The organism is Prosthecobacter fusiformis (assembly GCF_004364345.1).
Classification (GTDB): domain Bacteria; phylum Verrucomicrobiota; class Verrucomicrobiia; order Verrucomicrobiales; family Verrucomicrobiaceae; genus Prosthecobacter; species Prosthecobacter fusiformis.
This window is the reverse complement of sequence record NZ_SOCA01000015.1, coordinates 17,667-35,967: the sequence shown is the minus strand read 5'-3', so window position 1 is coordinate 35,967 and position 18,301 is coordinate 17,667. Positions and strand designations below refer to the sequence as shown.

Below are 18,301 nucleotides of genomic sequence, written 5' to 3'. Positions count from 1 at the left end.
AAGTTCATGCCTCGGCGGTTAGGTGTGCTGATATAGTGGAACATGGTGTGGCCAAACAAGTAAATTTTTCTTGTATCGGTCGCTAATTCCTTGTTTCTTAATGAGTTAGTGCATGAGCGAGCGTCCGCCTCAACCCCACGCTGAACACTTTTACGAGCGGTTTCCATGGAACAACCGCTGGATTTTATTTTGCCTGGCGTTGCTGATGTCTTGCTTCGACTTCCTGGCAGGACCGATCATTTTCTTTCCGGTTCTTTTTGTTATCCCTGTCACTTTGATGGCGTGGAACTGTGGACTGCGTACCGCGATGACCCTGGGAGTCGTTCTGTGCATCATCCGATTCCTTATCCAGTATGCCTGGGGTATTCCATTCCCACTGCACGTGGCCATCATCAATGGGTGCCTCCGTGTCGCCGTACTACTCCTCATCACTTTCCTGGTCGGCAAGCTGTCCCAGCAAACGCAAGCCCTGCGTGCAAGAGTGCGTACGCTGGAGGGGATTTTGCCCACCTGTTCTTTCTGCAAGGACATCCGCGATGAATCAGGAAACTGGCATGAGATCGCAGACTATGTCACCGCCCGGACGGAAGCACGGTTCAGCCATGGCGTCTGCCCAAAGTGTGAAGCCAAGCACTACGGCGACCTGCTGAAGCAAAAGCCGGAAAACGCGCGAGTGTAAAAAGCGCCATGCTGCCGCAAAAAAAATGACGGGGGAAACCCGGCTTAGCCGAGCCCCCCCACGCCCGTGAATCAAACGAGATCGAAACGATCCAGGTTCATGACTTTGTTCCAGGCGGAAATGAAGTCCTGGAGGAACTTAGCCTGGGCGTCCGATGTGGCATACACTTCAGCCAGGGCACGGAGCACGGCGTTAGAACCGAAAACGAGGTCCACACGGGTGCCGGTCCACTTGAGCTGGCCAGTTTTGCGGTCGCGGGCTTCAAAGACATCGTCGTCTTTGGAGAGCGGCTTCCACTCAGTGCTCATGTCCAGAAGGTTGACAAAGAAGTCATTCGTCAACGATTCGGGCTGTTGAGTGAGCACGCCCGCCTGGCCAGAACCTGCATTGGTTTTCAGCACGCGCAGACCACCGATGAGGACGGTCATCTCCGGCGCGGTGAGGGTGAGCAATTGGGCCTTGTCAATGAGCAGCTCCTCGGCGGAGACGGAATATTTCGTCCGCTGGTAATTGCGGAAGCCGTCGGCCAGAGGCTCGAGGAAACCAAAGGATTCGACATCGGTCTGATCCTGCGAGGCGTCCATACGACCTGGGGTGAAGGGGACGGTGACTTCGTGACCGGCATTCTTGGCGGCCTGTTCGACACCGGCGCACCCGCCGAGGACGATGAGATCAGCCAGAGAGACTTTTTTGCCATCGGTCTGAGCGCGATTGAACAGGATCTGGATGCCATCCAGCTTGGCAAGAACCTTGGCGAGTTGGGCAGGCTGGTTGACCTCCCAATCCTTTTGCGGAGCGAGGCGGATGCGTGCACCGTTGGCACCGCCGCGCTTGTCCGAGCCACGGAAGGTGGATGCGGAGGCCCAGGCGGTGGAGACAAGCTCAGACACGGTGAGTCCTGAATCGAGGATCTGCGCTTTAAGTGCGGCGATGTCCTGGTCACTGATCAATGGATGATCGACTGCGGGGATGGGGTCCTGCCAGACGAGGATTTCTTCCGGCACTTCCGGCCCGAGATAACGGGCGCGTGGTCCCATATCGCGATGCGTGAGCTTGAACCAGGCACGGGCAAAGGCATCTGCAAACTGGTCCGGATTTTCAAGGAATCGGCGGGAAATCTTCTCGTATTCGGGATCTGCGCGCAGGGCGATATCCGTGGTGAGCATGTTCGGCGCGATGCGCTTGGAGGCATCATGCGCATGCGGGACGGTTCCCTCCCCTGCCCCATCTTTGGGCTTCCACTGGTGGGCACCGGCGGGGCTTTTGGTGAGTTCCCATTCGTAGCCGAAAAGGTTCTCGAAGTAGTTATTGCTCCACTTTGTGGGCGTGGTGGTCCAGGTCACTTCCAGGCCGCTGGTGATAGTATCGCCACCCTTGCCGGTGCCGAAGCTGTTTTTCCATCCAAAGCCTTGTTCAGCAAGGCCTGCGGCTTCAGGCTCATCCCCCACATGGGAGGCTGGGCCGGCTCCGTGAGTCTTACCAAAGGTGTGACCACCGGCAATGAGGGCGACGGTTTCTTCATCGTTCATGGCCATGCGCGCGAAGGTATCACGGATGTCATAGGCAGACTTGAGCGGGTCTGGGTTACCATCGGGGCCTTCGGGATTTACATAGATGAGGCCCATCTGCACGGCGGCGAGGGGATTTTCCAAGTTGCGCGAGTGGATATCTCCGTCCGCATTGTCATCGGAAACAACGACTCCGCCACCCTTGGCGACGCCTTCAGAACCATGAGCGTAACGTTTGTCTCCGCCCAGCCAAGTCGTTTCGCGGCCCCAATAGACGTCATGATCCGGCTCCCAGGTGTCTTCACGTCCGCCAGCGAAGCCGAAGGTTTTGAAGCCCATGGTCTCCAGCGCGACATTGCCCGTGAGGATCATGAGATCTGCCCAGGAAATCTTGCGACCATATTTCTGCTTGATAGGCCAGAGAAGACGCCGCGCCTTGTCCAGACTGACGTTATCCGGCCAGCTATTGAGCGGGGCAAAACGCTGCTGTCCCCTGCCACCACCGCCACGGCCATCACCGGTGCGATAGGTGCCGGCACTGTGCCAGGCCATGCGAATGAACAAAGGTCCGTAATGGCCGAAATCCGCCGGCCACCAGTCCTGTGAATCGGTCATGAGTGTGGCGAGATCCTGCTTCACAGCGGCCAAGTCCAGGCTCTTGAATTCTTCCGCGTAATTGAAATCTCCGCCCATGGGATTGGACTTCGAGGAATGCTGATGGAGAAGATCCACCTTCAGCAGTTTCGGCCACCAGTCGCGGTTCGTCGTGCCGGTGCTGGGCGCATGATTGAAGGGGCATTTACCTTGAGGGGCGGCGGTGGCGTGGGTCACGGGGCACTGTGGGGCTGCGTCTGACATAGGTTTTTCTCTTTTGGTGTTGAAAGAAGGCAACTGGGCGAGGCTTCAGCTATACGTACCAGAGCGCAGATGAGCGACGACAAGTACGTGAGAATTTAACTTTCTTACATGCATTGCTGCTCTCTGGAAAGGCCCCTCTCCTCAAAAAGTATGGCAAACAGAGGATCGACAGTTGCGCAGGAGGTGGTCCTAGCTCTCTTCCGGCTTTGCATGGCGTGCACTTCGGGTCCGCCTGATTCCCAACCTTGTCACCATGAAGTCGCTTTCCATATCTTTGTCCTCCGCCCTGCTGTTGTTTGTCACAGGTTGCCAAACTGAAACTAAGAAAGAGGAAGCAGCCAAGTCAGCCGCGCAGACGCCCCCAGCCATGGCAAGTGCGCAGGCAAACGTGGCCCCGACCAGCACGCCAGCAAGCTCTGCTCCTGACGGTGCGGGATGGGTCACAACCGCCAGTGGTCTGCGATACCGGGTGCTGGCCTCTGGACCTGCGGAAGGCCGCTCGCCCACGATGTTTGATACCGTCATGGTACACTACCGAGGCACACTCACCGACGGAACCGTCTTCGACAGTTCCATTGAGCGGGGGCAGCCCGCGACCTTTGGCGTTGGCCAAGTGATTCCAGGCTGGACTGAGGCCCTTCGGGTGATGAAGCCGGGAGACCAATGGGTGCTGTACATTCCATCAGGACTGGCCTACGGTAGCCGCGCCGTGGGTGACAAAATCCCCGCTAACAGCGACCTCATTTTCCAGGTGGCGCTGATTCAGGTTGTGGGCGGAATGTGATACCTCGCAGTCTAGGCTGAGGCTCTCATGGCCTCAACCGTTCCCTTTGAATGAGGAGTTACTACCCGCATCGGCCAGATAACGGACAGCAAAATCGATAAAGGCGCTGACGCGGGCGGGAAGGATGCGCTGCCCGGCATAGACGACATGAAGAGGAAGGTCCTTGGCCCGCAGTCTTGGCAGAACAGGCACAATAGCGCCGGATTTAAGATCATTTTCAACCAGCCAGTCAGGAAGCAATGCGACGCCGAGTCCATCCCGCACGGCTTCACGGATGCTGGTGACACCTTCCGAGATCAAGACAGGAGTGGTCGGCAGCGTGTGCGAGCCACCTTTGGAATCGTACAGTGTCACGTCAGTGCCACCCCAAAAATGCGATCCAGACAGGGATATCCAGGGCCATGATTGGAGATCGGACAGCCGCTTCACCTCAGGTCGATTTTTTACCAATGCAGGCGAGGCCGCGAGATGTAGGCGAATCACGCCCACAGGCCGTGCGATGACGCTTTCATCTGTAATCCTGCCAGGGACGATGCCGACATCGCACCCCTCCTGGATCATGTGCAATGGGCGGTTGTTCAGGGCCAGGGTGGCCGTAATTTTGGGATTTGCCTGCAAAAATCGGCTAACCAAAGGTGTGACTATCCATTGCCCGAGATCCATGGTGGCAAACAGATGCAACTGCCCGCTCAAGGTGGTGTGGTCCGCATGCAGCCGACGGCCCGCCGCCTCGGCATGATCAAGCAAGGCCTGCGCATCTGCCAGCAGGCGCTGGCCGGTTTCTGTCATGCTCATCTGATGGGTATCCCTGCGCAGCAACGCGGTGCCGCACAGTTCTTCAAGCGTCCGCAACTGACGGCTCAGGGTCGGTTGGGAGATTCGCAACCGCCTGGCACCTGCCGAGATGCTGCCGCATTCCACAATGGATACAAAGGAACGGAGCAGGGTGAGGTCTTCAAAGGCTCTCATGCAAATCTTGAATGACTGTTATGCGTTTTGGGCGGCTACACGAATAACCTTACCGGCACCATTCTGACCTCGCCATGAATAACCAAACATCCAGCATCGAAAACAAGAATATGAAAATCGTCATCATTGGTGGCACCGGACTCATCGGATCAAAACTCGCCGACAAGCTTCGCCAGCTTGGTCACGAAGTGATCGCTGCCTCTCCCCGTACGGGCGTCAACACAATGACGGGTGAAGGGCTCGCAGATGCACTGGCTGGGGCACAGGTAGTGGTGGACGTGGCCAATTCACCTTCATTCGAAGATGGTCCGGTGATGAGCTTTTTTCAAACCTCCGGCCAAAATTTGCTGGCTGCCGAAGCTGCCGCAGGTGTGGGCCACCACATCGCCCTGTCCGTCGTCGGCACAGAACGTCTGCTGGCCAGCGGATACTTTCGCGCCAAGCTGGTCCAGGAAGAGCTCATCAAGGCAGCACCGATCCCTTATACCATCGTGCGTGCCACGCAGTTTTTTGAGTTTATCAGCAGCATTGCTCACGCCGGCACGCGTGGCCAGGCTGTCCATCTGTCGTCCGTTCTCATGCAACCGATAGCCGCCGAAGACGTAGCCTCCGCCTTGGTGGATATCGCCCTCGCAGGGCCGATCCATGGCATGGTAGAGCTGGCTGGGCCAGAAGCCATCCGGCTTGATGAAATCGTACGCCGCTACCTGCGCGCCACAGGGGATGAACGCACAGTGGAGACGGATCCCAATACAGGTTACTTTGGCACTGCGGTGAATGATCAAAGCCTGACGCCAGGTGAGCAGCCACTCCTTGGCAAAACTCCCCTCGATGCCTGGCTGAAGAGTGTTGCGATCAAAAAATGAAGTTTGCAGCAACACTACCAATCCAGTTGCTGCCAGGCAGGCTTTACCCGGCCTTCAGTGTTTCATCAAAGAAAGCAATCGTTCGCTCCCATGCAAGTTTGGCGGCCGCTTCATCATAACGAGGTGTGGTGTCATTGTGGAAGCCGTGATTGGCACCGGCATACATGTGGGCGGTGTAGCGAACACTCGCTTTTTTGAGAGCCTCCTCATAGGCTGGCCAGCCTTCGTTGACCTTTTGATCCATCTCGGCGTTGTGGATCAGCATGGCAGCTTTGATCTTGGGCACATCCTCCGCGGCTGGCTGGCGGCCGTAGAAGGGCACTGCAGCAAGGATGAGCTCCGGCAACCTAACAGCAAGCGTGTTTGACATGCCGCCGCCGTAGCAGAAGCCCACGACACCCACTTTGCCATTGCAATCTGGATGCGCAGCTAACCACTTGGCAGCGGCGATGAAGTCCTCGGTCATCTGAGCAGGATCTCGTTTCGCCTGCATCTCACGGCCTTTGTCATCGTTCCCCGGATAGCCTCCCAGTGGGAAAAGGGCATCCGGGGCAAAAGCAACGTAACCTGCCACAGCGACGCGACGGGCGACGTCCTCAATGTAGGGATTCAATCCACGGTTTTCATGAATGACCAGGACGCCGGGGAGCTTGCCGTTGGCTTTCGCAGGTTTCACCAGCAAACCACGCATCTTGCCTGCGCCCAAGGGCGAATCATACTCTGAATAGTCCCCCGTGATGCGGGGATCATCTTTGGCCACCTGCTCAGCCAGGGCATAGTTAGGCGTCAGCATATCCAGAAGGACCGCCGCAGTAAGGCCACCGGTGGCAAACCGAGTTGCACGCTCTAAAAAGCCCCGACGATCCACACGGCCGTGGGCATAATCATCATACAGATTCAACAAATCCTGGTCGAAATCGGCGGCAGTTTGGCGTTTCATACGGTGAATGATAGGTAAAGGCACCAAGTATGGGAAGGCTGAATTTCCGGCGTGTTGACCTTTAGAGCAGCCCTGCCGGGTGTTGCATTCCATCTCATCGTGCTTGATGGCAGGGGAATGTCGCAAAATTTTAGAGAGTTAGATGTTCGTCATGATCTGATCCGTGGGCTGGAAGAGCTTGGGATCCTGGTGCCGACGCAGGTACAGCAGAAGGTGATCCCGTTTCTGCTGAAGGAAGGGGCAGACCTTGTGGCTCAAGCGCAGACAGGCACCGGCAAGACGGCAGCGTTTGGCCTGCCACTACTGATGAAGGTAAACCAGAAAGTGCCGTTGGTGCAGGGACTGGTGATTGCGCCGACACGGGAGCTGGCCAAACAGATTGGCAAACAGCTCTTCAAATTCACGAAGCATGTTCAGGAGAAGATCTTTGTGGAGGTGATCACAGGGGGCGACAACATTGACAGGCAAGTGGAAGCGCTGAAGCGGCCAACCAACATTGTGGTAGGCACACCAGGACGCATTATGGACATGATTCAGCGCCGGGCGCTGTCCCTTGATGCGGTCAAATACGTCGTATTGGATGAGGCTGACGAAATGCTGAGCATGGGATTCAAAAAGGAGCTCCAGGAGATCCTGAAACTGACCCCACAACGACAGAGCACTTGGCTTTTTTCCGCCACCTTTCCGGAAGCGATTCATGCCTTGATCAAAGGTTGCATGGCACCGAATCCGCACACCATCCAGATCGACCAAGGACATGTGGTGAACCGTGACATTGACCACCGTTTTGTGATTTTAAAACCTGAGGAGAAAACGCCTTACATCACAGAATTTCTCCAGCGTCAGAAGGAAGGGCGTGGGCTGATTTTCTGCCGAACCAAAGCGGATGCGAATACTCTCTGCCGGGAGCTGACTGCGTTGGGACTGCCTGTCGATGTGCTACAGGGAGACCTGATGCAAAAAGAGCGTGACAAGGTGATGCGCGCTTTTAAAAAGGAGCGGGTGCAGTTCGTCGTCGCTACAGATGTGGCCGCCCGGGGTATTGATGTGGCCGACCTTGCTTTTGTCATCCATCATCAGCTTCCCGATCAATTGGAATACTACACCCACCGTAGCGGCAGAACGGCGCGAGCAGGAAAAAAAGGCATGTCTTTGTGCCTCATCCACCCCAAGGAAAAATGGAAGCTGCCGCAGTTGGAGAAGGCGCTGCATGTAACCTTCCGGGAGCTGCGAGCCTGAACAGGGCTCCTTGGGGGATGCGGTCTGCCACACGCAGGGCGGCAAGTAGGCGCGATGTTTGTATGAGAAAGCAGATGCCTTCCGCACTTTTATGAGCCGCGCATTCGTCAAAGAAGACATTGAGATCCCGGAGCGCACGACGCGCCGGAGATCCGTATCCGGACTGCCTCCAGGGGCGCTGAACCTAATGACAGCAAAAGGCGCACAGCAATTGCGGACACGGCTGGCAGAACTCCAGCAGGCTAGCCGCGCACCAAGCGAGATCTTGCATCTCAAGCAAACTTTGGAATCCGTCACGGTTGTGGAATCCCAGGCGGCTCCGCGCGATGCCATCGTCTTTGGCAGCACCGTTACACTGCGCAACGCCGCAGGTCATGAGGCAAACTATCGCATTGCCGGAGTGGATGAGGTGGGCTTGGAGCCTGACAACGTAAGCTGGGTGTCCCCATTGGGCAAAATACTGCTGGACGCCCACCTGGGACAAAGCATCCGGCTAACTACAAATGACAAGACAATGTGGACGGTCATCCGGGTGGAATCACTTGTGTGAGAAACGATAGGAATGGGATCACGCTGGTGAGGCTTGCGCTGCTGTTTTGTCCATGCATGTTTCCCTCATGGCCAATCCTTACCCCACTCTCATTCCCGGACTTCGCAGCCCATCAGACATGGTAAGCGGCCTCGTCTATTTTGGCCGGATGCTGGACAAGATCCGACTTCATGCAAGCGGCCAGCTCCCGGAAGGCTGGCAGGCTGGACGTGGCCCAAGCATGCAGGGAAGTTTCGACTGGCGCTGTATTCAATTTCTCAAAGTGGACTACTCCGCATTGGAGGCCGAAACACTGAAGGGCAGCAAGACCGATGAAGACTTGCTGGAGTGGGTCTATGAGAATGGTCATCGGCCAAGTGAACTGGAGATCGAAACCTGGAATGCCTTTATGATCAAACGTGGCTGGCGCGATACAGGCACCCAAAGACTGCATGAGCGCCTGGCCGAGATAGGTCTGCCTCCAGGCACTGTTGAAACCATGTTTGAGTTCATCGACCTGGATGAAGGCCGTCGATAGTGCGGTCGCTTTAAACGACAAATGACCTGACTTTAGGCAGGCACAGTTTCCAGTTCCCGGTGCCTGATGGGTAAAGGCACTGACGCTTCCGCTTCCTGTTCTGGAAGCGTACCCGAAATAATAGGCCAGATGTGAAAGCCACCTGACCAGTTGCCAGGAATCTCCCAGGTGCCCCAAATGCCAGGAACGGGACCTTCACGAAAACCGCGATATTGGATGCGATGTCCATCCGGATAGCTTTTGAGCCACAGTGCATCCTTGGTCTCCTGGTTGTATGTACCCTCAACGACAAAGCCCCCGAGCTCGTCATTCCCACTGCCACTCATCCTACCCTCATCAAACTTCAACAGCAAATCCTGCCAGCCCTGCTGCCCATTAGAATACTGGTAAAAACCCGTCCAGGGTCCCGAAGGAAAATCATTTGAGTTCATGGGCCAGCTTTAAAAACACAGGAGCATTCCACGCGGTCTCTTATTAAAAGAACGGTTACAGCGTTTCACTTTAATCCAGCTTCCAGCCCTTCCAAGGCCGCAGCAATGACCTGCTTGGAATACCCTGCCTCCGTTAATTCAGTCTTTGCGGCAGCCATCATGGTCCGTGAATCCTGTTTCTGACGAGATACCGCCAGTGCCGTTAACATACTTTTGCCAAGACGGTCAAGGGCCGGACGGACGGTTACCGAAAGATCAGGCAAGGGCTGACCTACCAGAGTTGGATCACCCTGAGGATACTTTTTCAGCCATTCAGTTTGCAAAAACTTCGCGGCGGTGATCTGGCCGGCAAAAAATTCCCGCACGGCCTGGGCTGGCAGCCCTGCCTTTTGGCCCTCACGTTCCATCATCACTAATAGTTCCTCCTCACGTTTGGCATCCGTGACTGGCAAAGAGCGTGCCTGTTTCACCCTCACCACTTCATCCATCCAACTGAGCCGCTCAACCATCAGCTTGGGCAGAGTCGCGTCATCCTGTGGCCGGGAAGAACCCGCGCACCCGACCATAAAGATGCACAGGGAAGAAACAAGCGAGAGAAATCTAGAAGATGACATGAAGGGAGCCATACGATGAGATCATCCATTGCCCAATGGCACTTCATTTGTCAAACCGCGCCCCACTGGACTTTGCGTGTCACGACTCTGATCCATGTCACTTAGTTGGTAGGTAGATATCTGCTCGATAGTTGAGTGTGCAAATCACCTTCTCGAATGCATTTTGCAACCATTGCAATCTTAATTGATGCAAAAAGCATTACCATTAAAGTTACATCGAAAATTAATTCGTGCTGCAGCCCTTGTATTATAAAGGATCCACGCGATTAAGCGCACACGGCACAGCTTATGCATGCTACAGTGCGCGTCAGTCATAACCTACTCCCATCAATGAAACCTATCCTCTGCTTCCTTGCTGCACTCGTCTTGCCTACGGCAATGCATGCTCAAGAAATTGATCCCAACCGTTTTGGAACTTTGTCGTTCTATTTTGAGAACGATCTTTTTGCCAGCACCGACGAAAACTACACCAACGGTACGCGCATTAGCTGGACCTCCCCCGCCTTGCGCAAGTTTGGTGACGATCCAACCATGGGCCAGATGGCCGGTTACTTTGACAACTTCGGCTGGACAGGGAATTCAGACTATGAGCGCAACGTGGCCATCAGCCTCGGTCAAAGCATGTTCACCCCCAGCAATGTGGATGCATTCGATCTCGTCGAGGATGAACGTCCATACGCGGGCTGGCTGTATGTCGGTATGGGCCTGATCTGGAAAAACTCCAAGGTGAAAAACTCCCTGGTGCTGAACATCGGTGTTGTCGGCCCTTGGTCATATGCAGAGGAAACCCAGCGTGTTGTTCATGAAACTCGCAATCAGAGCTTCCCCAACGGTTGGGACAACCAGATCGGTAACGAAATCGGCGTAAACGCTTCTTATGAGCGCATGTGGCGCATCCGCGACCGCAAAGACTTCCATGGATGGGACTGGGACATTCTGCCGTATGCAGGAGCAACCCTCGGTAACGTTATGACCCACGCGACCATTGGAAGTGAGATCCGCTTTGGATACAATCTTCCGGATGATTTCGGAACGGGTGCCATCACGGAATCCGCCACGACTCCCACCGCCGTTGAAAACCCTTACACAGCAAAATCCTGGGGCCGCCGTTTTGGTTTCCATTTCTTCGCCCGTGGTGAAGGCCGCGCTGTCGCTCGTAACATCTTCCTGGATGGTAACACCTTTCGCGACAGCCACTCCGTGGACAAGTATCCCTTCGTTGGAGATCTCTCCGCAGGTGTCGGCATGAACTGGAAGAATACCAAGCTCAGCTATGCTTTCGTTTACCGGACTAAGGAATTTGAAGGTCAGGAGAACGAACAGATCTTTGGGTCCATCACCCTGAGCTTCAATTTCTGAGTACCTGAATAACAATCTTGAAGAAGGGTGGACCGAAAGGTTCACCCTTCTTTTGTTTCGACAGCATGTTCAATCTCAGACTCCTGCCGATGCTTGCCCGCATCCGTTACGATCACAGCCACCAAACAAGCCACCCAAGCAGCCAAAAGGCCGCTAAAGGGTTCAAAAAGAACTCCGGTCCAGGCTAAAGTGACGGTCAGACTCAGCGTGAGATAGGAGAAGCCCAGGAGAAAGGCAAACTTCTGCCATAGGGCGTGAAGCGCCAGCCCCAACCAAGCACTGATGAAGGCGAATATCGTATAGTATGCGTATTGCAGAAACAGGCTGCTTTTTAGCCCCTCCGCAGGGATGACGAGCAAGCGGGGCAGTTGGGCACCCAGCCAGCGGGCCATATCTGGAAACAGACCGAATTGGTAAAGAGCCAGCACTGGTGCACAAACCAGAATGCCGATGAACATCAGAGTCACACGTTGACGGTCCATAGCGATCAAGAAGCTGAGGTTTCGGGCTGACGGTAGGAAGCGACGACAAGCTCACTCAAAAACCGGTCTGGATGCTCAACCGACTGCCGATTGATGTGAAATGCCCTTTGACCTGAGCTGCGAGAAACGAGCTGAAGACCAAATGGGTAATCTTTAAACAAGCGTTGGCAAAGATCTTCCAGACCGCAGCCTTCCCGCTCGGCACGTTGCACAAGGGCGTGGACGGCCTCCGCATCGAAGACCAGTTCAAGACCGTGTGAAATGCTGAAATGCGAAGCAAAACGATGAACGATTTCAGCTCTGGCATCGGTGCTGAAACTGCGTGCATCTTGTCGGCATCTCACCATCGCCTGCGCGGGGTTGTTCACTAAGGCGGCATCCACGATCAAATCTGGAAGTCCGAGGCTCGGCAGCTCAAACTTAAAATCACGAAGGACCTTTTCCCAGGCGGTCACGAGACCGCGCGCGCCTGTTTTTTCCTCTGCCGCACGCTCAGCAACGGCTCGCAAGGCATCGTCCTCAAAGATGGTGCGGACCCCATAGGCATGGAACTCACGCTCATATTGACGAATGAGGCTCCCCTCACTGTTCTTCATGATCTGGAAAAGATCATCTGCGCCGAGTGTATCGCAAAACACACGCACAGGAAGGCGTCCGATGAATTCAGCTTCGAACCCGAAATCAATGAAGTCTTTTGTCCGGGCTTCACGCAGCAGATCATCAGACTTGGGTTTTTCCGCATGCATGGCACCAAATCCAATGGAAGCCTTCGCTTGGCGTTTTTCGATGATCCGCTCGAGACCGGAAAAAGCCCCGCTGACAATGAAAAGGATGTTACGTGTATTCACGACCTCGCGCCCAGTGCGGCCCTTGCGAGTATCAAACATCATCTGCATCTGGCTGCGCATGTCGTTCGGTGCATAGAGAGCGACTTCGGTTTCCTCCATGAGCTTGAGCAGTGCCGTCTGCACCCCACGACCGCTGACATCGCGACCGATACGGCCTTCACCACCCGTGGCCAGTTTATCGATTTCATCCAGGTAAATGATGCCGTGCTGCGCCAGCTCGACATTACCATTGGCCTTGGCCACCAGGTCCCGCACTAGGTCATCCACGTCAGCGCCTACGTATCCGGTTTCGCTAAATTTGGTGGCATCGGCCTTCACGAAAGGCACACCGATGAGATCTGCGATATGCTTAACGAGGTATGTTTTGCCAACGCCAGTCGGCCCCGTGATGAGAACATTCTGCTTGGTGAACTCCAGCGGAGCGGCCCCCTTTTGCTTCTTATGCTCGCGAAGCATGCGGGCGTGGTTGTAATGGTCGCAAACTGCAGTGGCCAATACCTTTTTAGCTTCATCCTGGCGGATCACAAACCGGTCCAGATAGGCTTTAATGTCTGCCGGCTTGTAATGAAAGTCATAAGCTGCGGTGGGCTCTTCAGGGGGAAAAGACTCGACCTGCTCTTCATCAGATACATCACGGATGCCAGGTTCCACCCGGGAAAAAACCACCTGCCCGCCCAAGCTATTTTTGATGAAATCTTCAAGCTTGCGCGTGATTTCATCGGGCGAGGCGGGCTGCTTAGGGCTGTCTGGCGGGTCCTGGGGGGTATCACTCATGGAATGGTTGAATTGTTCCCGATTCATAGGGGAATGACAATGGCTTATTGGACATTCGACATTGGCCATGGCGTAATACGTGTAAATATGGCAATGGGAGACCCTCATGAAGCCACTTTCGATCCTGGACGTTTTCAACCGGTACCGCTTTGCGGGCGGGGAGGAATATGCTGTGGAGCGCATGCGCCAGCACCTGAGGTTGCGGCACCAAGTTTCGTCCTGCCAGTTTGACAGCAAAGAATGGATGCCGCCGGATGCCCCTAAACAGCATTCCCAGGCCCTGCGGCTTTTTTATAACCCAGACGGAAAGCGCAGGTTCGAGGCCGCTGTGGATGAGGCGCGGCCGGATGTGGCGATCTTCCATAATATTTATCCAGTAGGGTCACCTGCGTTGTATCAAAGTGCGAAGCAACGTCGAATACCCGTCGTCCAGTTTCTCCACAATTACCGTCCCTTTTCAGTCGGCGGCACCTTGTATTCGCGAGGCAGGTTGCTACCGGATGCGCTGCATGGAAGTTATTGGAGGGAAGTGCGTGAGGGGACCTGGATGGGGTCAGTGACTCGCAGTGCCATGATGGCTGTGCTTTTGAAGTTCCTGCACCGCAGCAAATGGCTGGACAGTGTGAAGACCTGGATCGCCATCTCAGACTTCATGCGCGAGCGGTTGATTGAAGCCGGAGCCGTGCATCCAGACCGCATCGTCACCCTGCGCCATGCTTGGGACTGCATGCCACAGACGCCGGAGAAACATGATTCAGGTTATTATCTATACCTGGGCAGACTGGTCGAAGAAAAAGGTCTGCCCACACTGCTGGCTGCCTGGGACAAATTACACGCGCAATTAGGCAAGGACACACCCCGCCTGCACATCGCCGGAGAAGGCCCTCTGGCGGGACTAATCAGCCAGCATGCCCGGAGCAATCCATTCATCTGTGCCCTGGGCAAGGTGGGTGGAGAGACCAAGGCAGATCAATTGCTACGCTGCCGCGCGGTGATTATACCCTCCGTCTGGTGGGAACCACTGGGGCTGGTGACGTATGAAGCGTATGACTATGCGAAGCCGGTCCTGGCAGCCAGATCCGGCGGGCTGAGCGAAACAGTGCAGCATGGCCGAACCGGCCTTCTCCACACGCCCGGTGATGCTGATGGCCTGTTGCAGGATGTGCTGAATCTGGAAGCCATGTCCGCCAGCCAGCGCTCAGGTCTTGGCGTCAGCGGCAGGCATTGGCTACGCCATGAAACCGACCCGACCCTGTGGTTGCGAAGATTTGAGGAAATTGTGGAACGCGTGATCCACAAAAAAGGCTGAAACAAGGGAATATCCACGGTGGTTGAAAGAGGAGCTGATCCAGCTTGGTGTCATACAATTGTGATGCCCTGGCCACTCAGCATGATTCCCCCATGAAAACTCTCATCGCCAGCCTGACTCTCCTGATGGCCCTCACTGCCTACAGCATCGCTCAGGGAGAAAAGACAAATGATTCTGCTGCTATTGATGCTGCCTCTACGCTCGGGCAAAAGTACATGGGGAATGCGCATGTTTACAAGAAAGCCGACGGCCAGGAACTGAAGCTTTACGTGATGACTCCTCCTGATTGGAAGGCGACGGACAAGCGACCTGCCGCAGTTTTTTATCACGGTGGCGGCTGGATTGGCGGCCAGCCCACGCAGTTCAACTACCAGGGACATCATTTGACCACTCGCGGCATGGTCGTTGTGCAAGTGCAATACCGGCTGGTCAATAAAAAGGGAGAGGTGCCTCTAAATGCCTGCCTGGACGCCCGGTCATCCATGCGCTGGGTGAGGAGCCACGCAGCAGAATTGGGCATTGATCCAGACCGTATCGCAGCCGGAGGTGGCTCTGCAGGGGGACACCTGGCCTCATACCTCGGTATGGTGGACGGGAAGGATGATCCGCAAGATGACTTGAGCATCTCACCAAAGCCCAATGCACTGCTGCTCTTCAATCCCGCCCTGCTTCATGGGCAAGAACGGCCGGATGCACCGGCAGAAGGACGCTCCGCATTTGAACCCATTTCCCCTTGGAAGAATGTCAGCCGGGATGATCCTCCGGGCCTGATTCTGGTGGGGTCAGAAGACGGTCTCCTATTGCCAGCGAAGGTCAAAGAGTTTCAAAATATGTGCCAGGCAGCAGGAGTACGGATGGATGCCACCATCTACCCCGGTGAGGGACATGGCTTCTTTGGAATCGGCAGATCACGTGATCGCTTTTATGACACCGTGCGCGAGACGGAGAAGTTTTTGGCGAGCTTGGGCTGGATCACCGGAGAGCCCACTCTCACCCACGAGCAGGTAACCGAATATGCCCGGATGTATAAGCAGGCGAATGGCGTGAAGGAAAAGAAACCGAAGAAAAAAAAGCAGCGTAAATTTTGTTAGGCAGACTTCAGAACCACTAGATGCGCTCCAGTTTGATGGGGTAAGTTTGAAGGGCATTCCACTGGCAGACAATGAGGTCCCCGGTATCAAGAACGCAGACGTCATGGCCATGATCAATGACGGGCTGCGCCTGCTGCAGGGGCTTGAGCTGACCGTTTTCGTAAACAGGTGCCGTGCCTCCGGGAGCGCTGATGACTTGGCCCTCAGCATCCAAGATGACCGTGAAGCCGGAAGGATTTTGTGGAAGCTTGCTGCGGACCGGGTCCGTGGACCAGCAGACTCCGGCATAAAGCTCCTGGCCTGAGATGACCGGTCGGCAGACCTTGCAACCGGGGACGGAAATCGTTTCTATAAACTTTCCATCCAAAGTAAAGCGGCGGAAACAATGGTCAGCCCGTGAAGTGACCAGAACCGTCGCCTGATCATCACCTTTGCGACGGTCAATTTCGATGCCGTGGGCATTGTTCAGCCGTTCCAGCTCTGGCACACCTTCTTTACCACCGAAGCGGGAGATGAATCTGCCCTGGTGGTCATAACGCAATACGTAGTTAGACCCGTAACCATCCACCACGTAGATATCGCCATTGGGGGCAACGGCGGTCTCAGTGGGATTGAAGAACTGGTCCGGCTCATACGCACCGACACTCATGGGGTGGCTGAGGCTAAAAATCTCACGTCCTGTCAGGTCAATTTTGCTCACACGGCCTGTCTGGCGGTAGCCACTGCCACCGCTTTTCCAAAGACCGCTGTCAGTGACAAAGAGAAACTCATCCCCGTTTTCGCGGCTGAGACTGAGACCGTGCCCGCCTGGCCAGACGCTGCCCCAGGATTCGAGGATGGTGCCGTCTGGCTTGTAAACCAGCATTTGGTTATCCCAATGGTCGCCCACCATGAAAAGACGTCCATCCTTCACCTGCACCATTTCATGACAGTTTAAGATGGGATGATGCCTCCCCTGCCCTGGGGCGACCCAGTCTTTGATGACTTTATACTGATGCTTGCCATGGCCGACGATGATGTCCTTCTTTGGGTCTGGCGCAGAACGCAAGGTCTGGGAAAAAGTCGCGGCAGCAGCGGTGGTAAGTCCGGCGAGGAAATGACGGCGTGTCTTCATGAGCGTACTTTTTAGCGGGTCTGAAGCTGAATGGAAATGCTGATGAGATGGAAGATGCGACTTTGGGAAGCGCCCAGAAACGCGAGGGTTTGAAAAAGGCAGGTTATTTGGAATTGGCATCCATACGCGAATGGATTGAGCTCCGTGACATGACATCTAAAGCTGAAAAACTGCTGCCCAAGATCGAGAGGGCAGGGATCAAAGCCTCGCTCAAAGCAGGTCATGTGGTCAGCCGGGAAGAGCTTTTAGAAGTGAAAGTGCAACTGATGCCCACGCTGCTAAGGTGGACACTTGGAGGATTTTCAGCAGCCGCGGCCTATGGTAGTTATTTGCAATTTAGCGCAGGTAATCTGAATGCAGGGTTTGGCTTTGTCTTGCTGGCTCTGCTTTTCCTGTTCTTTGCCTGGGTGGGAATTCGGAAGACGTTGGCAAACCTGCTGGAGGGTCTGAGCCAAGTTGACTATGCACAGGCGGGTGATTTGGTGGGAACAGCCCTGGTGTGTATCGCGGAAGCTGTGGGCAGCGCGTTCGACTGAGGACCAAGGTCCGCGCTTGCCATGAAGCAGGGCTTTGCCATGATGAAGGATGGGTAAACTCCAAGATAAAGTCGCAGTCGTCACCGGTGCCGGACGTGGCATCGGCAAAGCCATCGCCGAAAAATTCGCTGCTGAAGGGGCCAAAGTGGCCGTGATCAGCCGTACCGAGGCCAACTCCCAAGCCGCCGCAGAGGCGATCAATGCGTTGTATCCTGGCGCAGCCAAAGGCTATGCCGTGGATGTGGCCAACGGCCCAGCTGTGGCAGAGCTGGGCAAGATCGTACTGACGGACTTTGGTCATGTGGACATCCTGGTCAACAACGCCGGGGTGACGAAGGATGGCCTGCTGCTGCGCATGAGCGAGGATGATTGGGACTTTGTGGTGGACACCAATTTGAAGGGTACCTTTAACATGGTGAAGGCTTTCCAACGCAGCATCTTGAAACAAAAAGGCGCACGAATCATCAATGTGGCATCGGTGATTGGCCTCATTGGCAATGCCGGTCAGGCAAACTATGCAGCATCGAAAGCAGGCGTGATCGGCTTCACGAAGTCGCTGGCACGTGAATTCGCTGGCCGCGGGGTCACCGCCAACGTGATCGCCCCCGGATTCATCGCGACCGACATGACAGGTGTGCTGGATGAGAAGGTGAAGGCTGCCGTGCTCGAAAAAATCCCTCTAGCCGACTTCGGCCAAGCGGAGGACATCGCCGCAGCAGCCCTGTTTTTGGCCAGTTCCGAAGCACGCTACATCACGGGCCAGGTGCTGGCTGTGGATGGTGGCATGGTGATGTAACCGATCTTTCGAAAGCGGGGTTAGGCATTACTTAACC

General features: G+C 55.3%; 19 protein-coding genes. 11 read left to right on the top strand and 8 right to left on the bottom strand.

Features of this window, described 5'->3' with window-relative positions; translation table 11 throughout:
• Positions 1 to 205 precede the first annotated feature (205 nt).
• Positions 206 to 679: a hypothetical protein gene (locus tag EI77_RS21800; RefSeq protein WP_208300448.1), complete on the top strand. Its 474-nt coding sequence runs from the start codon at positions 206 to 208 to the stop codon at positions 677 to 679.
• 71 nt (positions 680 to 750) lie between these two features.
• On the opposite strand, the gene katG is transcribed toward EI77_RS21800, so the two are convergent.
• Complete coding sequence (katG, locus tag EI77_RS21795; protein ID WP_133797434.1) at positions 751 to 3,045, bottom strand: catalase/peroxidase HPI; 2,295 nt, start codon at positions 3,043 to 3,045, stop codon at positions 751 to 753.
• A 253-nt stretch (positions 3,046 to 3,298) separates the two neighbouring features.
• Between katG and bamJ the strand changes: the two genes are divergently transcribed.
• Complete coding sequence (bamJ, locus tag EI77_RS21790) at positions 3,299 to 3,829, top strand: BamJ family beta-barrel-assembly machinery protein (RefSeq protein WP_133797433.1); 531 nt, start codon at positions 3,299 to 3,301, stop codon at positions 3,827 to 3,829.
• Positions 3,830 to 3,862: 33 nt separating this feature from the next.
• Here bamJ and EI77_RS21785 read toward each other — a convergent pair whose 3' ends face one another.
• Positions 3,863 to 4,798: a LysR family transcriptional regulator gene (locus EI77_RS21785; RefSeq protein WP_133797432.1), complete on the bottom strand. Its 936-nt coding sequence runs from the start codon at positions 4,796 to 4,798 to the stop codon at positions 3,863 to 3,865.
• Between the two features lie 110 nt (positions 4,799 to 4,908).
• On the opposite strand from EI77_RS21785, the gene EI77_RS21780 reads away from it, so the two are divergent.
• Positions 4,909 to 5,664 carry an NAD(P)H-binding protein gene (locus tag EI77_RS21780; protein WP_133797455.1) on the top strand — a complete coding sequence of 252 codons (756 nt, stop codon included), beginning with the start codon at positions 4,909 to 4,911 and terminating at the stop codon, positions 5,662 to 5,664.
• A 43-nt stretch (positions 5,665 to 5,707) separates the two neighbouring features.
• On the opposite strand, the gene yghX is transcribed toward EI77_RS21780, so the two are convergent.
• Complete coding sequence (yghX, locus tag EI77_RS21775; RefSeq protein WP_133797431.1) at positions 5,708 to 6,604, bottom strand: YghX family hydrolase; 897 nt, start codon at positions 6,602 to 6,604, stop codon at positions 5,708 to 5,710.
• Between the two features lie 117 nt (positions 6,605 to 6,721).
• Between yghX and EI77_RS21770 the strand changes: the two genes are divergently transcribed.
• The 3 genes from EI77_RS21770 to EI77_RS21760 all read left to right on the top strand — a co-directional run bounded on the left by EI77_RS21770 (position 6,722) and on the right by EI77_RS21760 (position 8,910).
• Positions 6,722 to 7,843 (top strand): DEAD/DEAH box helicase, encoded by a 1,122-nt coding sequence (locus tag EI77_RS21770; RefSeq protein ID WP_133797430.1) that lies wholly within the window; start codon positions 6,722 to 6,724, stop codon positions 7,841 to 7,843.
• 91 nt (positions 7,844 to 7,934) lie between these two features.
• Entirely contained in the window at positions 7,935 to 8,393 is a 459-nt protein-coding gene (locus EI77_RS21765; RefSeq protein ID WP_133797429.1) for a GreA/GreB family elongation factor, read from the top strand.
• Positions 8,394 to 8,445: 52 nt separating this feature from the next.
• Positions 8,446 to 8,910, top strand: coding sequence for a DUF5069 domain-containing protein (locus EI77_RS21760; protein WP_133797428.1), 465 nt, complete (start codon positions 8,446 to 8,448; stop codon positions 8,908 to 8,910).
• A gap of 32 nt (positions 8,911 to 8,942) precedes the next feature.
• Here the strand turns inward: EI77_RS21760 and EI77_RS21755 are convergent, their stop codons facing one another.
• Together EI77_RS21755 and aroQ are read right to left on the bottom strand one after the other, a co-directional pair.
• The gene (locus EI77_RS21755) at positions 8,943 to 9,341 is read right to left on the bottom strand and encodes a hypothetical protein (protein WP_133797427.1); all 399 of its coding nucleotides are present in this window, start codon (positions 9,339 to 9,341) and stop codon (positions 8,943 to 8,945) included.
• 65 nt (positions 9,342 to 9,406) lie between these two features.
• Positions 9,407 to 9,955 carry a gamma subclass chorismate mutase AroQ gene (gene aroQ / locus EI77_RS21750; protein WP_166647439.1) on the bottom strand — a complete coding sequence of 183 codons (549 nt, stop codon included), beginning with the start codon at positions 9,953 to 9,955 and terminating at the stop codon, positions 9,407 to 9,409.
• A gap of 330 nt (positions 9,956 to 10,285) precedes the next feature.
• Between aroQ and EI77_RS21745 the strand changes: the two genes are divergently transcribed.
• Positions 10,286 to 11,314 carry a lipid A deacylase LpxR family protein gene (locus tag EI77_RS21745; RefSeq protein WP_166647438.1) on the top strand — a complete coding sequence of 343 codons (1,029 nt, stop codon included), beginning with the start codon at positions 10,286 to 10,288 and terminating at the stop codon, positions 11,312 to 11,314.
• A gap of 41 nt (positions 11,315 to 11,355) precedes the next feature.
• On the opposite strand, the gene EI77_RS21740 is transcribed toward EI77_RS21745, so the two are convergent.
• Together EI77_RS21740 and EI77_RS21735 are read right to left on the bottom strand one after the other, a co-directional pair.
• On the bottom strand, positions 11,356 to 11,796 hold the full coding sequence (locus EI77_RS21740) for a hypothetical protein (RefSeq protein WP_133797424.1): 441 nt from the start codon (positions 11,794 to 11,796) through the stop codon (positions 11,356 to 11,358).
• 5 nt (positions 11,797 to 11,801) lie between these two features.
• The gene (locus EI77_RS21735) at positions 11,802 to 13,418 is read right to left on the bottom strand and encodes an AAA family ATPase (protein ID WP_133797423.1); all 1,617 of its coding nucleotides are present in this window, start codon (positions 13,416 to 13,418) and stop codon (positions 11,802 to 11,804) included.
• 106 nt (positions 13,419 to 13,524) lie between these two features.
• Here EI77_RS21735 and EI77_RS21730 point away from each other — a divergent pair, with 106 nt between their 5' ends.
• Together EI77_RS21730 and EI77_RS21725 are read left to right on the top strand one after the other, a co-directional pair.
• On the top strand, positions 13,525 to 14,727 hold the full coding sequence (locus EI77_RS21730; protein WP_133797422.1) for a glycosyltransferase: 1,203 nt from the start codon (positions 13,525 to 13,527) through the stop codon (positions 14,725 to 14,727).
• Between the two features lie 92 nt (positions 14,728 to 14,819).
• A complete protein-coding gene (locus EI77_RS21725) occupies positions 14,820 to 15,818 on the top strand; it encodes an alpha/beta hydrolase (protein ID WP_133797421.1) in 999 nt (332 codons plus the stop codon).
• Between the two features lie 16 nt (positions 15,819 to 15,834).
• Here EI77_RS21725 and EI77_RS21720 read toward each other — a convergent pair whose 3' ends face one another.
• Complete coding sequence (locus tag EI77_RS21720) at positions 15,835 to 16,932, bottom strand: NHL repeat-containing protein (protein WP_133797420.1); 1,098 nt, start codon at positions 16,930 to 16,932, stop codon at positions 15,835 to 15,837.
• A gap of 47 nt (positions 16,933 to 16,979) precedes the next feature.
• On the opposite strand from EI77_RS21720, the gene EI77_RS21715 reads away from it, so the two are divergent.
• Positions 16,980 to 17,468 (top strand): hypothetical protein, encoded by a 489-nt coding sequence (locus EI77_RS21715; RefSeq protein WP_133797419.1) that lies wholly within the window; start codon positions 16,980 to 16,982, stop codon positions 17,466 to 17,468.
• Positions 17,469 to 17,517: 49 nt separating this feature from the next.
• Complete coding sequence (fabG, locus tag EI77_RS21710) at positions 17,518 to 18,264, top strand: 3-oxoacyl-[acyl-carrier-protein] reductase (protein WP_133797418.1); 747 nt, start codon at positions 17,518 to 17,520, stop codon at positions 18,262 to 18,264.
• Positions 18,265 to 18,301: the final 37 nt, after the last annotated feature.

Excerpts from the sequence above, each read along its gene's own strand:
- EI77_RS21740 (WP_133797424.1), bottom strand. The coding sequence starts at position 11,796 with ATGGACCGTCAACGTGTGACTCTGATGTTCATCGGCATTCTGGTTTGT.
- EI77_RS21735 (WP_133797423.1), bottom strand. The coding sequence starts at position 13,418 with ATGAGTGATACCCCCCAGGACCCGCCAGACAGCCCTAAGCAGCCCGCC.
- EI77_RS21745 (WP_166647438.1), top strand. The coding sequence starts at position 10,286 with ATGAAACCTATCCTCTGCTTCCTTGCTGCACTCGTCTTGCCTACGGCA.
- EI77_RS21720 (WP_133797420.1), bottom strand. The coding sequence starts at position 16,932 with ATGAAGACACGCCGTCATTTCCTCGCCGGACTTACCACCGCTGCTGCC.
- katG (WP_133797434.1), bottom strand. The coding sequence starts at position 3,045 with ATGTCAGACGCAGCCCCACAGTGCCCCGTGACCCACGCCACCGCCGCC.
- EI77_RS21755 (WP_133797427.1), bottom strand. The coding sequence starts at position 9,341 with ATGAACTCAAATGATTTTCCTTCGGGACCCTGGACGGGTTTTTACCAG.
- EI77_RS21770 (WP_133797430.1), top strand. The coding sequence starts at position 6,722 with ATGTCGCAAAATTTTAGAGAGTTAGATGTTCGTCATGATCTGATCCGT.
- EI77_RS21730 (WP_133797422.1), top strand. The coding sequence starts at position 13,525 with ATGAAGCCACTTTCGATCCTGGACGTTTTCAACCGGTACCGCTTTGCG.
- bamJ (WP_133797433.1), top strand. The coding sequence starts at position 3,299 with ATGAAGTCGCTTTCCATATCTTTGTCCTCCGCCCTGCTGTTGTTTGTC.
- EI77_RS21785 (WP_133797432.1), bottom strand. The coding sequence starts at position 4,798 with ATGAGAGCCTTTGAAGACCTCACCCTGCTCCGTTCCTTTGTATCCATT.
- EI77_RS21715 (WP_133797419.1), top strand. The coding sequence starts at position 16,980 with ATGGAAGATGCGACTTTGGGAAGCGCCCAGAAACGCGAGGGTTTGAAA.
- EI77_RS21800 (WP_208300448.1), top strand. The coding sequence starts at position 206 with ATGTCTTGCTTCGACTTCCTGGCAGGACCGATCATTTTCTTTCCGGTT.
- EI77_RS21725 (WP_133797421.1), top strand. The coding sequence starts at position 14,820 with ATGAAAACTCTCATCGCCAGCCTGACTCTCCTGATGGCCCTCACTGCC.
- EI77_RS21765 (WP_133797429.1), top strand. The coding sequence starts at position 7,935 with ATGAGCCGCGCATTCGTCAAAGAAGACATTGAGATCCCGGAGCGCACG.
- fabG (WP_133797418.1), top strand. The coding sequence starts at position 17,518 with ATGGGTAAACTCCAAGATAAAGTCGCAGTCGTCACCGGTGCCGGACGT.
- EI77_RS21760 (WP_133797428.1), top strand. The coding sequence starts at position 8,446 with ATGCATGTTTCCCTCATGGCCAATCCTTACCCCACTCTCATTCCCGGA.
- aroQ (WP_166647439.1), bottom strand. The coding sequence starts at position 9,955 with ATGTCATCTTCTAGATTTCTCTCGCTTGTTTCTTCCCTGTGCATCTTT.
- yghX (WP_133797431.1), bottom strand. The coding sequence starts at position 6,604 with ATGAAACGCCAAACTGCCGCCGATTTCGACCAGGATTTGTTGAATCTG.
- EI77_RS21780 (WP_133797455.1), top strand. The coding sequence starts at position 4,909 with ATGAAAATCGTCATCATTGGTGGCACCGGACTCATCGGATCAAAACTC.